At 28.2% G+C, this 12,758-nt stretch carries 13 protein-coding genes; 1 reads left to right on the plus strand and 12 read right to left on the minus strand.

Annotation, left to right across the window (positions count from 1 at the left end; translation table 11 throughout):
- Window positions 1-109: 109 nt before the first annotated feature.
- Window positions 110-1,264, plus strand: coding sequence for an iron-containing alcohol dehydrogenase (locus JFY71_RS02530; protein ID WP_243661482.1), 1,155 nt, complete (start codon window positions 110-112; stop codon window positions 1,262-1,264).
- A gap of 162 nt (window positions 1,265-1,426) precedes the next feature.
- Here JFY71_RS02530 and JFY71_RS02535 read toward each other — a convergent pair whose 3' ends face one another.
- The 12 genes from JFY71_RS02535 to JFY71_RS02590 all read right to left on the minus strand — a co-directional run bounded on the left by JFY71_RS02535 (window position 1,427) and on the right by JFY71_RS02590 (window position 12,507).
- The gene (locus tag JFY71_RS02535; protein WP_243661483.1) at window positions 1,427-2,278 is read right to left on the minus strand and encodes an aminoglycoside 6-adenylyltransferase; all 852 of its coding nucleotides are present in this window, start codon (window positions 2,276-2,278) and stop codon (window positions 1,427-1,429) included.
- The gene (locus JFY71_RS02540; protein ID WP_243661484.1) at window positions 2,271-2,882 is read right to left on the minus strand and encodes an NUDIX hydrolase; all 612 of its coding nucleotides are present in this window, start codon (window positions 2,880-2,882) and stop codon (window positions 2,271-2,273) included. Before JFY71_RS02540 ends, JFY71_RS02535 begins: the two co-directional genes overlap by 8 nt.
- Window positions 2,883-3,035: 153 nt before the next feature.
- Window positions 3,036-5,618: an ATP-dependent chaperone ClpB gene (gene clpB / locus JFY71_RS02545; protein WP_243661485.1), complete on the minus strand. Its 2,583-nt coding sequence runs from the start codon at window positions 5,616-5,618 to the stop codon at window positions 3,036-3,038.
- Between the two features lie 12 nt (window positions 5,619-5,630).
- Window positions 5,631-6,572, minus strand: a complete 942-nt coding sequence (locus JFY71_RS02550; RefSeq protein WP_243661486.1) for a DnaJ C-terminal domain-containing protein — start codon at window positions 6,570-6,572, stop codon at window positions 5,631-5,633.
- Window positions 6,573-6,852: 280 nt separating this feature from the next.
- Entirely contained in the window at window positions 6,853-7,905 is a 1,053-nt protein-coding gene (locus JFY71_RS02555) for a zinc ribbon domain-containing protein (protein WP_243661487.1), read from the minus strand.
- 140 nt (window positions 7,906-8,045) lie between these two features.
- On the minus strand, window positions 8,046-9,419 hold the full coding sequence (locus JFY71_RS02560) for a uracil-xanthine permease family protein (RefSeq protein ID WP_243661488.1): 1,374 nt from the start codon (window positions 9,417-9,419) through the stop codon (window positions 8,046-8,048).
- A gap of 143 nt (window positions 9,420-9,562) precedes the next feature.
- Window positions 9,563-9,787 carry a DUF951 domain-containing protein gene (locus tag JFY71_RS02565; protein WP_243661489.1) on the minus strand — a complete coding sequence of 75 codons (225 nt, stop codon included), beginning with the start codon at window positions 9,785-9,787 and terminating at the stop codon, window positions 9,563-9,565.
- 11 nt (window positions 9,788-9,798) lie between these two features.
- Complete coding sequence (locus tag JFY71_RS02570; protein WP_338041878.1) at window positions 9,799-10,272, minus strand: mechanosensitive ion channel family protein; 474 nt, start codon at window positions 10,270-10,272, stop codon at window positions 9,799-9,801.
- A gap of 23 nt (window positions 10,273-10,295) precedes the next feature.
- Window positions 10,296-10,634 (minus strand): hypothetical protein, encoded by a 339-nt coding sequence (locus JFY71_RS02575; protein WP_243661490.1) that lies wholly within the window; start codon window positions 10,632-10,634, stop codon window positions 10,296-10,298.
- Window positions 10,634-10,885 carry a putative Se/S carrier protein gene (locus tag JFY71_RS02580; RefSeq protein ID WP_243661491.1) on the minus strand — a complete coding sequence of 84 codons (252 nt, stop codon included), beginning with the start codon at window positions 10,883-10,885 and terminating at the stop codon, window positions 10,634-10,636. The genes JFY71_RS02575 and JFY71_RS02580 overlap by 1 nt, the downstream gene beginning before the upstream one ends.
- Window positions 10,885-11,475: a sulfurtransferase-like selenium metabolism protein YedF gene (gene yedF / locus JFY71_RS02585; protein ID WP_243661492.1), complete on the minus strand. Its 591-nt coding sequence runs from the start codon at window positions 11,473-11,475 to the stop codon at window positions 10,885-10,887. The genes JFY71_RS02580 and yedF overlap by 1 nt, the downstream gene beginning before the upstream one ends.
- 9 nt (window positions 11,476-11,484) lie before the next feature.
- On the minus strand, window positions 11,485-12,507 hold the full coding sequence (locus JFY71_RS02590; protein ID WP_243661493.1) for a DUF5711 family protein: 1,023 nt from the start codon (window positions 12,505-12,507) through the stop codon (window positions 11,485-11,487).
- Window positions 12,508-12,758: the final 251 nt, after the last annotated feature.

Consider the following 12,758-nt stretch of genomic DNA (forward strand, 5'->3'; position numbering starts at 1 on the left):
TCTGGGACAGTAACATTCCTCTTGACACAATTTCATCCAAGAGTATAATATTAATTAAAGATAGTTAAATATTTAATTATCATTTTCATGAGTTTAATAGGAGGTCATAATGCAAAATTTTAAAATACCTGGAGATATAGTTTTTGGTGAAAATGCTCTTTCCCATCTTACAACTTTAAAAGGAAATAAAGCCATGATTGTTACTGGCGGAAGTTCAATGAAGAAATTCGGTTTCTTAGATCAAGCAAGAAAATATTTAGAAGACTCAGACTTTACTGTTGAAATATTCGATGGCGTTGAAGAAAATCCATCTGTAGAGACTATTTTAAAGGGTAAGGAAGCAATGTTACAATTTGAACCTGACTGGATTATTGCGATTGGTGGAGGTTCTCCAATGGACGCTGCTAAAATAATGTGGGCTATGTATGAACATCCAGAAGTTACTTTTGAATACTTAGGATATGGAGAAAACTTTCCTAAATTAAGAAATAAGGCAAGACTTGTTTGTATACCTTCAACATCCGGTACTGCATCTGAAATAACAAGTACTGGTGTAGTAACAGATACAAAAAACCATGTTAAATATCCTATATCATCACCTGAAATAGTTCCTGATATAGCAATAATTGATCCAATTTTACCATCTAAAATGCCTAAACATATTACAGCTAATACCGGTATGGATGTACTAACCCATGCTTCAGAGGCTATTACTTCAACTGGTGCAAGTGACTACACAGATGCTTTGGCTATTCAAGCAATAAAATTAGTTTTTAAATATTTGCCAATAGCTTATAATGAACCGGATAATATAGAAGCTAGAGAAAAAATGCACAACGCTTCAGCAATGGCTGGAATGGCTTTTGCTTCAGCATCTTTAGGTATTTCTCATTCTTTAGCTCATAAAATTGGTGGAATGTTTGGAATAACTCATGGTTTAGCTAATGCAATTCTTTTACCTTATGTTACTCAATTTAATAGAAAATCCACCGATAAGGTTGATTGGATTGAAAGAGAATTAGGAATTGAAGATTTCCCTAATGCTATTAAAGAACTTAACAAAAAATTAAATATTCCTTTATCTTTTAAAGATACTGAGGGTTTTGGTTTAGAAGATAATAAAAAATTCTATGAAGAATTAAAAAACATGAGTGTTAATGCACAAGATGATCCTTGTACCTTAACAAATCCAAGGGAAACAAATCCAGAAATATTAGCCTTGATTTATGAACATGCTTATAAAGGTGAAGATATTACAAAATAAAATATTGTTTTAAATATGGAAGTATATCAAAATTTAATTATTAAAAAATCTTGTAAGTCTAATTTAAATTAGATACTTTCCATGAATATAAAAACTAGTTCAAACTTTTTAGTTTGAACTAGTTTTTATATTATCAACTTATTAATATTAATCTAATACTACTTATTGTGCATACATATTCCAAACTTCCCTTAGGTATTTTACTATTTCCCTATCGGCTTCTTTAGGATATATATAATCAAGTTTTTCTGACACATGTAGTCCTTCTTTTCTAAAAAGCATACAGGCATTAAACAAAGCCGTCCATAGTTTATCTTTATCTGGTGAAGGATATGTTTCTAGTAGTTTTTCATAATGGGATTTTTCTAAATAGGTCTTCATGTTTTTATCGTAAGCTCCTATATTTACACTAAAATCATATTGGCAACCAATATAAAATAAAGTCATTTTATCAAGTCTGGATTTTAATTTTGTAAATAAATTCATACTATAAACAATTTCTGATCTATAAAGACCCCTTGCAATTTTTAATGCATATATAAAAAACTCGTTACAACATTTAGAAAACTCTTTTTGAGTAGGTTTAAGTTGTCTATATTTAACATCTGTTATTTTAACATTTCCAACAAGTACATTTTTTTTATCTATATGGATTTTACATAAACTATCTACATCTATGTAGGATTGTACGTCATCATATTTAAAAAAGGTAAAATCCACAATAGTAAGATCATCAATAACAGCAATATATCTTAATACATTACCAAAGTAATTATTCATCATCGACAATCCATCTTCTTTTTGTAATATATAACTATTTCCTATAATTTCTTCCATTGACTCCAATAGGGCAATTTCGTTTAAATCCTTTACTCCTAAAATCAATTTAAAGCCCATTAAAGAATCTTTACTTATTGTTGTATTTACACGCTCACCTGTTTCTAATAGACAAACTATATTTTTATTATTATATACAATCTTCATCATTGTACTTAATAAATTCTCTTTATTCATTCATTTCACCTTCACATATCTCTATAAACTTTGAAATAATCTTAGCCGTTAACCCCCAAATTAATGGTTTTGTATTTTCATAAAAATAAATATCATTATTTAATTCACTAAAACGATAATCTTTCCCATTTGGTATTAATTCAAAGGGAAAATCCTCTTCAAAATTATTTTCTAAATTGCTACTGTATATTTGGGGCTTATTTTTAAAAAAATAGGATACAGGATATGTAAATAAATATTCTACTTCACTATTTGATTTAAAATCACCAAGATTACAGTTTTTTATTTCTCCAATAAATACCCATATTATAGAATTATTTAAATTATAGATATAATCCATTTCACCAATAATATTAATTTTTTGTATATTTACTCCTAATTCTTCAGATGCTTCTCTTTTTGCTGCCATTAATGGAGTTTCTCCTAATTCTACTTTTCCTCCTGGTAGAGAAACCTCTCCAGGTTGAGAAATATGCTTGCTTCTTTTTTCAAATATTATATGGTCTTCCTCATTAATTTTAGTAATTAATATTATTACGCTGTATTCTTTTTTCATTCCAATAGGTTTTGGTTCATAATTTTGAAAAATTCTCTCTATATTCATTACTTCACCTATATCTATTCTAATTTAAATATTATACTTAAGCAAATATTATATCTTCTATATTCTCATAAAAAACAATTAAAGTTTTAAATAGAAAAGCATCCTAAAGCTTAAATATCTTATTAGCTATTAGGACGCTTTTTATTTATGGAATTATCTTACATATAATTTAAGTTCGCCGTTTTCTACAGATATTACTACATTATCTTTGTCTTGAACTTCTCCTTTTAATAACATTCTACCAAGTTCTGTTTCAATATATTTTTGTAAAAATCTCTTTACCGGTCTAGCACCATATTGAACATTGTATGCTCTTGCCATTATTAATTCCTTTGCAGCTCTATCTAAAGTAATGGAAATTTGTCTGTCCTCTAATCTACTTTCTATATCGGAAATATTATGATCTACTATTTCATATATTTCATCTTCTGTTAAAGGTTTGAACATTACAATATCGTCTACCCTGTTTAAAAATTCCGGCTTAAATGTTGCTTTCATTTGATTCATTACATTTTCTCTTGCATCTGTAGATATATTACCTTCTTTGTCTATACCATCTATTAAATATGATGAACCAATATTAGATGTCATTATAATTATGGTGTTTTTAAAGTCTACAGTTCTACCTTGATTGTCTGTTAATCTACCGTCATCTAATACTTGTAATAAAATATTAAATACATCTGGATGGGCTTTCTCAATTTCATCAAATAATACTACTGAATATGGTTTTCTTCTTACTGCTTCAGTTAATTGGCCTCCTTCTTCGTATCCAACATATCCTGGAGGAGAACCTACAAGTCTGGAAACAGAATGTTTTTCCATATATTCTGACATATCTATCCTAACTAGATTTTTTTCATCATCAAACATAGCTTCGGTTAATGCTTTAGCAAGTTCTGTTTTTCCTACTCCTGTTGGTCCTAAGAATATAAAGGAACCAATTGGTTTGCCAAATGACGCTATTCCTGAACGTGATCTGATTATTGCTTCTGTAACCGCATCTACTGCTTCATTTTGTCCTATAACCCTTTGATGTAGGACTTCATCCATATTTAAGATTTTATCTCTTTCTGTTTCAACTAATTTACTTACTGGAATACCTGTCCATTTAGAAACTACATCAGCTATTTCCTCTTCTGTTACCTCTTCTTTTAACATCGATTCATCTTCTGCATTTTTAGCTGTAATTTCTGCTAATTTTGTTTCCAGTTCAGCTAATTTACCATATTTTAATTGGGAAAGTTTTTCAAAATCATATTTTCTTTCAGCTTCATCCATTTGAATTCTTACACTGTCTATTTCTTCTTTTAAATCCTTTACTTCATCAATACTTTTCTTTTGGCTTCTCCATTTTTCGTAATTAGCATCATATTCATTTCTTAAATCTTGAAGTTCCTTTTCTAGGTCCTCTAATCTTTTCTTACTTAAATCATCTTCTTCTTTCTTTAGGGCAGCTCTTTCAATTTCCAATTGAAGTATTCTTCTGTTTTGTTCATCAAGCTCTGCCGGCATAGAATCTATTTCTGTTCTAACCATAGCTGAAGCCTCATCCATTAAATCTATAGCCTTATCCGGCAAAAATCTATCTGTAATATATCTGTCAGACATAGTTGCACAGGCTATTACTGCACCATCTGATATTCTTATTCCATGATGGATTTCATATTTTTCCTTTATACCTCTCAATATGGAAATTGTATCTTCAACTGTTGGTTCACTTACTAAAACTTTTTGAAATCTTCTTTCTAAGGCACCATCTTTTTCAATATATTGTCTATATTCATCTAAGGTAGTTGCACCGATTGTATGAAGTTCTCCTCTGGCCAACATAGGTTTTAACATATTTGACGCATCCATTGCACCTTCAGTTTTACCTGCGCCAACTAAAGTGTGAAGTTCATCTATAAATAATATAATTTCGCCATCTGAATCAGTTATTTCCTTTAAAACAGCCTTTAATCTTTCTTCAAATTGTCCCCTGTATTTAGCACCGGCAATTAATGCTCCTAAATCTAAAGCAAAAATTGTTTTATCCCTTAGAGTTTCCGGAACATCGTTGTTTACAATTCTTTGTGCTAATCCTTCTACTATGGCAGTTTTTCCAACTCCCGGCTCTCCAATTAAAACCGGATTGTTCTTTGTTCTTCTCGATAATATTCTGATACAGTTTCTAATTTCTTCGTCTCTACCTATTACCGGATCAATTGCACCCTTTCGTGCATCTGCTGTTAAATCCCTACCATATTTTTCAAGAGCATTCATAGCACTTTCAGGATCATCTGTTTCTATTTTTGCACTACCTCTCATTTCCTTTAATGTCTTTTTAAAGCTTTTTAAATTTATATTAAATCTATTAAAAATTTGAGTACTTGAAGTACTTTTTTCTTTTAACAATGTCATATAGATATGTTCAACAGAAATAAAGCTATCTCCCATTGCTTTTGCTTCATCTTCAGCTTTTAACAAAATTCTTTGAAAAATTGTTGAAGGATAAATGTTTGAAGAACTATCCTGTCTTGGCAATTTATCTAATTCATTTGTTAATGCAATAGTATAAGCATTAACATCTACTCCCATTTTATTTAAAACCCTTTGAATAACACCTTCAGTATCAGCTACTAAAGCATAGTGTAAATGAATATCATTTACTTCCGGGTTACCATTTTTAATTGCAATGTTTTGTGCATCTTGAATTGCTTCAATTGATTTTTGAGTAAATTTATTTAAATCCATACTTTATCCCCCTTATATAGATTTTTTTAATTCTTCGTATAATTCTTTTTGTCTTTTACTTAAATGACTTGGGTTTTGTATTTGAATTTCTAAAAACAAATCTCCCCTTTCACCTTTCATATTTCTAAATCCCTTATTTGCTAATCTGATTCTCTTACCTGACTGTATTTCCTTAGGAATATTAACCTTAATTTTTCCTTCTAAAGTATCTACTACTACTTTTCCTCCTAGTGCAGCCTCCCAAGGATATATATTTAATTTTTTAATTATATTTAAGCCATCTAGAGTATTCTCTTGGTCTATAACATTGATTTTAATGTAAATATCGCCATCTAAACCAATTTTTTCTCCCTTTGTCTTAATTTTTTTACCTGGTAAAATTCCCTTAGGTATTTTCACATTTAAGGATTTATTTTCTCCATTAACATTTAAATATAAAGTTTTTTCAGCACCATCATATGCTTCCTTTAAGCTAATAGATATTTCGGTATCATATCTTTGTCTTTGAGGTTTACTCCTTCCTCCAAATCCTGAAAATACATCCCTACTACTTTTCCTAGAGGAAGAGTTATTTCCAAATCCTCCTCCGAAAAACATGTTGAAGAAATCTGAAAATCCTCCACCATCTCCTGATGTAGTGTAAGTATATGTTGTACCGTTTCTTCCAAATCCACCAAAATCGCCAAAATCAAATCCGTATTGAGATGGATCAAAATTTTGTCCTCCTGTAAAATCATAATTAGATCCAAATTGATCATATTTTTGTCTTTTATCTTTATCGCCTAATACTTCATAGGCTTCATTAATTTCTTTTAATTTTTCAGAAGCTTTCTCATTTCCTTGATTTAAATCAGGATGATATTTCTTTGCTAAATTTCTATATGCCTTTTTTATTTCAGCATCACTAGCAGATTTATCTACTCCCAATATTTTATAATAGTCTTTATACTCCATAGTATCCTCCCTTACAAAAAAATTGTGTAAATGGATTATGATACAAATATTTAGTTTATACCAAAATCCTTTTACATAATTTTTAACTCTTTGACTTTCTTTGACCTTATAATCATTATACTACTTTAATTTACAATTTACAATAGATTTTTCTAAATTATTACATTTTTTTAATAATTTAATGTTTTATTATATGACTAAATAAAATAAGTGTAAGTATACCTATTAAGTAATATACCTACACTTTTTTAAAAATAACATTTTATCTTATTTTTTTATTTTAATAATGACCTTTTGAAATCACCTTTACTTTTTCGGGAAAAGAATATAACTTCCATTTGTTATTAATATCTAATTTAAATCTATAAACCGCCTCTATTGCTCTAAAATGAAAACCATCTTTTTCATTGTGTATATCATATTCTTCGTATACTTTAATATCTACTGTGTCATAGCTTACTTCATTATAAGAAATAATTTTAGCATATAATAATTCTTCATATATATCTACTCCAACATATTTTTTCTGTTCCTTATATGCTGGACTATTGATTATTATATATGGCTCCACATAAGAAAAATCCTTGTTGTTTAAAGCTGTAACCATTCCACTTAAATACTCTAATAACCCATCTTCTATGGTGTTTATTTGATTTGAGTTACCATCAATAACTGTTAAATAATCATATTCATTTTCAAAATTAAAATCTATGTTTTTATCCTCTATATGATTTAGCTCATTATTAATATTTATTTCTAACTTTTGTTCATTATTACCTGCTATTAATATATTTGTATTTATTTTATCTTTTAATTTATAAAGAATATCATAGCCTCTTTTATAATTTTCATGAGTAAACTCTTCGTTAGCCTCTTCAATTTTTTCATTAACTTTTAAATTATTTTTTTCTGTTTCAGAAATATCTATACTATTAATCTCGTTTAATATAATTTCAAACTTATCTTCACTATCTTCTCTGTATTCATTTATTTTTTTAACTATAGGCTCTAATTTTTTATCTATTGATTTTGAAGTATATGGTCCTTTGAATTTTTCAACATCTTCAATATCTTCCTTTAATTTCTCATACTTTACATCTGAAATAATCAATTGTTCAGTATCTTTTGATAATTGACCAACTTCTTTTACATAAGATTTATGTTGGAAAAGGTATAAAACAATCAAGATTATTCCAAGGCAAATAGCAATTATTATTATTTTTTTCCTTAAATCAAATTTGGAATTCTCTTTTTCTATACTATTGGTTTTTCCACAATTAGAACAAAACTTATCCTTTTCATCTATTTCTTTTCCACAATTATTACAATGCATTTAATATCTCCTAAATATACTTATTGAATATAGTTTATATCATATTATTTAAACACTTTTTAGTCAATGCATTGTTATTTTTATAAATGCAAACAAAAAAGAGATGAAATATTTCACCTCTATTTATGTAATTAAAAATATTATTTTTCTTCTTTTAATATAATATTAAGTATAAATGCTGTTATAGTGCCGGCTGAAATTCCTGATGAAAACAAAGCGTTTAAAACCGTTGGCAAGTTCGCAACTATTTCCGGTTTAAAAGTAACTCCTAAACCTATTGTTAATGAAGATGCTATTATTATTAAATTTCTATTGGTAAATTTAACTAATGATAAATTTTGAATTCCCGATGCTGCTACTGTACCAAACATTAAAATACCAGCTCCACCTAATACTGCCGGAGGCATTATAGAAACTATTGTAGCAACTTTTGGAAATAAACTAATTAATATTAATAAAACTCCACTTATTATTGCTACAGATCTTGACGCTACTTTTGTTAAAGGAATAAGTCCTGCATTTTGACTAAAGGTTGCAACTGGTCCTGATCCTAAAAACGGTGAAAGAAAAGATCCAAACGCATCTGCTCTAACTCCACTTGCAATCATATCATCCGTTACTTCAGTTTCTGTTACTTCCCCAATTACCTGAACAACTCCTATTGTTTCTATAACAGTTACTAAATATCCTGCTATAAATGGAATTACAAATTTAAAATCAAAATTTACACCGAATTTAAAAATTGATGGCGGCGCAAACCAACTTGCTTGTGCAACTTGATTAAAATCAACTTTATCTAAAGGTATACAAATAATATAACCAACTACTATGCCTATTAATATGGAGGCTGAACTAACAAAACCTTTTCCATACCTGTTTAACAATATAATTATTACAAATACTATTAATGCAACAGCCAAATTCGTTACAGAGCCATAATCAGATGCTCCAACTCCTCCTGCTGCCCAGTCAAATGTTACAGGAACTAAGGTCATTCCAATTAATGTAATAACTGTTCCGGTTACAACTTGTGGAAAAAATTTAAGTAATGGTTTTACAAAATAACTTAGTATAAATTCTAAAACTGCACCTAAAATACTTGCTCCAAAGTATGCCGGAAGTCCACCGCCCATACCAACTATAATAGTTGACGCAGGAGCAACAAAACCAAAATCCGTCCCCATTATTGTCGGTAGTCCAGAACCAATTCTAAATGGAGATACTCCCACTCCCCTTGACTGTATTATTGTGCATATACCTGAACATAATAAGGCCGCACTTACTAAATATGCTGTATCTGCAACATTTGTACCTGCCATGCCAGCAATAATTAAGGGTACTGCTACAATTCCTCCAAATGCAGTTAAAATGTTTTGCACTCCCATTACAACGCCAACGGCTGTTGGTGGTTTATCCTCTACGCCATAAAGAAGTTTTCCCTGTGTTTTTGCTTCATATAATTCTTTTTTCTTTACAAAAACACTTCTTCGTTTTTCTGATACTTTATCACTCATATATACTTTCCCTCCCTTGACTATGTTACTAGTATAACACTCAGTTTAGTATCATCGTCAAGTTCTTTGTTAGAATAACATGCTTATAATAACCTATATTATTAATGAAATAAAATTATAAGGAGATAGCAAAAACTATCTCCCTAATCTTCTTCTGGTTCATAATGTATAATGGAAACAAATTTTCCATCTTTGTTTTTAATTCTTCTTAATCTTTTATCAAAATCCATTCGAGAAAGCCAAACGACTTTATTACATCCTTGACATTCTAATTTTATATCTAAACCGGTTCTTAATATTTTCCATTTATTTTCACCACAAGGATGGCCCTTTTTCAAAGTTACAATATCATTTACTCTATATTTCATATTATTTACCCCTAAACATTATCCATATTTAATTTTCTAGTTTCTTTAATGAAAAGTTCCCTTATTTGTAATTCAATTACAGCCTGTTTGCCAGGTTTAGTCCATGCTACTATTGCAATTTTCACGCTACTGCCTAAACCTATGTCCATTACTCCCATTAAGTAGGGTTTTACTGTTACATTTTTATCTTTGCCTATTTTTTCGGAAATAATATTTACAACTTTTTCAATATCTGAGATAGTCATTTTGTCTGGGACTATTATTTCCACATAGGCTCTTTGATTGCCCTTAGACATGTTTTTTACAGTGTTTATATTTCCATTTCCTATTGATGTAATGGATCCGTCAAATCCTTTAATAAATGTAGTCCTCATACCAAATTCAACTACATTTCCTGAAATTGTATTATTTATTAGTACATGGTCTCCTATTACATATTGCCCTTCAAAAATAATAAATATACCGGATATTACATCTTTTACAATGGATTGAGCACCAAATCCTACTGCTACCCCCCTATACCGGCAAGACCTACACTGATGCTTTTACCTATATCAAATACTTCAAGTATTAAAACCAGTCCTATGAAATATATAATATATTTTAAGGTGTTATCTATTACAGAAGTAATAGTAAGACTTTTTTTAGGATCTATGAATTTACCATCTAATTTTTCAGAATTTTTCAACAAATATTTATTAAATAATTTATGAACAAGTTTAGAAATTATAATTGTAATTATTGCAATAATTAAGGCATATAATAATTTCCCAAGTATATTTAAATTATTTGCTTCGTTATAAAAAATCTTCCTTATGTTTTCTATAAATGAAATTATTGTTTTCATTAAGCAATTTTCACCACTTCTACATTTCCTTTTTCTTTTTTATATTTCCAAATATACCCAATTGGTAAATCATTTTTCAATTTAACAATATTATCTATTTCTTTATTCTCAACCATTATTGCTAAACCACAACTTCGGCTAATTTCCCTAGGAGTTGGTATAGTTTTTATTTTATACCCCATTTCTATTAATTTTTTTTCTGTCATCATTGTAAAATTAACAGAATCAAAAGTTAATAATATTACATCCATTATCTAATTACCACATTTTTAGAAGCTTCTTTTATTTTCTCATAAATTGTATACATATTGGAAATTTCTCCAATTTTAAATTTATCCTTCAAGTTATAATAATCTAAACATGTACCACAGGAATGTATTTCTACACCTTCCTTAGCTAATTTTTCTATATCATCTAAAACCGGTGAACCTTCACAAGTTAAAAATACTCCACTATTATAAAATATCATGGTATTTGGTAAGGGTTTAGTTTCTGTAACTGTATACATAAATGACTTCATCAATATATGTCCCAGCTCCTCTTCTCCACCACCCATAGTATCTGAAGCAATTACTAATGTGTAGTCCTCATCTTCCATTATTTCACATGTTAGATTATCTTTTTTTTCTGACTTATTAATAGTAACCCTATATTCATCTTCTGAAATTGTTACAACACTATATTCATATCCTTGACCTTTAGCTAGTCTTGAAAGATTTTCTACTGCAACTTTATTATCAACAGTCGTTTCAACTTCTCCACTGTCTAAATTATCTAATTCTTTTTTTGTTAATATTACAGGCTTTGGACAAGCTAGTCCTTTAGCATCAATTTTTATCATTATATCCTCCTATTGTCTATCTACATTAGTAACTGAATCCTTATGGATTAAATATAATCCATTTTCAGTTTTTATTATTTTTTCTATATCCGGAACACTAATAACTGTGTCAGCCTTCCCTCTAATATATTCAGAATAATTGTTTTTACTAAGTAAAAATACCCTATTATCACTTACAAATAGGTTATTATAATCACCCTTTAACTGAATTGAGTTGATTAACTTAAAATCAAAATCATAAATGTTTAATGAATCACCTTCTAATATATAAATATTGGATTTTAAAACTCCGGCTCCTTTAAAATCTGAAATTCTTCTTTTAGATTGTATCTCAAAATCATTTAATATTATTGCCTGTTTATTGCTAATTATTAAATATCTGTCCTTGTCAATATATTCAGAAAACATAATAACTTCTCCAACAAAACTTTGATTGATTTTTGTATCGTTTTTCAAATCTTTTAAATATAAGTTAGATTTATATACATTGTCTATTAAATCAATAGTTGTAACTATTAATTCCTTCTGATTTTCAGACATTGTAGAAGTGGTTATGGCTGAATTTGTCTTAATAGAATCAATTTGTTTTCCTTTTAAATCTATTAAAACCAATTCCTTTTCTCCTGAAACATAAATAGTTTTATCTTTGACTTCAATATTTGCAATTTCAAATTTCATTTTTATACTTTCTTCAATTTTACCATCTGAATTAAGTATATATAAATTTTTATTTTCATAAATTACCAGTGTATTGTTATTACCAACTAAATGTCCATTTTCCACCGGTACATTAACAGATATTTTTTCTTTTCCTATTTCATCATAGGATTTTAAATTATTGGATTTTAAAAGATATATTTCCTTATCTAAAATTGCAATATTGGAATAATCTCCTTCAAATGGAATCTTTTCCATATGTCCAATATTATTTGTTTTTAAATTAAACAATAAAACAACAAGACCAATAATAATAAGTACAAATAGTAAAATAAATCCAAATAATTTTTTATTAATTTTTTCAAAAATTTTCATATTACCACCAATTTTTATAACCTATTAATAATTTTACCATTATATCTAGTCTAATTCTAGCAATGATATTTTATAGATATAATTAACAGAATAAAAATCAGTAAATATTTTATACAATAATTAGTAAGTGATTTTAATTTACTTCTAAAAAATATTTCATTACATTTATTATTATATACTATAAATTACAACTTTTATCTATATATTTAAAAATTATTTAAAATTTTATTACAATGTTTTTTAATCTACTT

Source organism: Miniphocaeibacter halophilus (assembly GCF_016458825.1).
Lineage (GTDB): Bacteria > Bacillota > Clostridia > Tissierellales > Peptoniphilaceae > Miniphocaeibacter > Miniphocaeibacter halophilus.

Bases quoted from the DNA above. Each gene is read 5' to 3' on its own strand.
- JFY71_RS02530 (WP_243661482.1), top strand. From the start codon at position 110: ATGCAAAATTTTAAAATACCTGGAGATATAGTTTTTGGTGAAAATGCT.
- JFY71_RS02535 (WP_243661483.1), bottom strand. From the start codon at position 2,278: ATGAATAAAGAGAATTTATTAAGTACAATGATGAAGATTGTATATAAT.
- JFY71_RS02540 (WP_243661484.1), bottom strand. From the start codon at position 2,882: ATGAATATAGAGAGAATTTTTCAAAATTATGAACCAAAACCTATTGGA.
- clpB (WP_243661485.1), bottom strand. From the start codon at position 5,618: ATGGATTTAAATAAATTTACTCAAAAATCAATTGAAGCAATTCAAGAT.
- JFY71_RS02550 (WP_243661486.1), bottom strand. From the start codon at position 6,572: ATGGAGTATAAAGACTATTATAAAATATTGGGAGTAGATAAATCTGCT.
- JFY71_RS02555 (WP_243661487.1), bottom strand. From the start codon at position 7,905: ATGCATTGTAATAATTGTGGAAAAGAAATAGATGAAAAGGATAAGTTT.
- JFY71_RS02560 (WP_243661488.1), bottom strand. From the start codon at position 9,419: ATGAGTGATAAAGTATCAGAAAAACGAAGAAGTGTTTTTGTAAAGAAA.
- JFY71_RS02565 (WP_243661489.1), bottom strand. From the start codon at position 9,787: ATGAAATATAGAGTAAATGATATTGTAACTTTGAAAAAGGGCCATCCT.
- JFY71_RS02575 (WP_243661490.1), bottom strand. From the start codon at position 10,634: ATGAAAACAATAATTTCATTTATAGAAAACATAAGGAAGATTTTTTAT.
- JFY71_RS02580 (WP_243661491.1), bottom strand. From the start codon at position 10,885: ATGGATGTAATATTATTAACTTTTGATTCTGTTAATTTTACAATGATG.
- yedF (WP_243661492.1), bottom strand. From the start codon at position 11,475: ATGATAAAAATTGATGCTAAAGGACTAGCTTGTCCAAAGCCTGTAATA.
- JFY71_RS02590 (WP_243661493.1), bottom strand. From the start codon at position 12,507: ATGAAAATTTTTGAAAAAATTAATAAAAAATTATTTGGATTTATTTTA.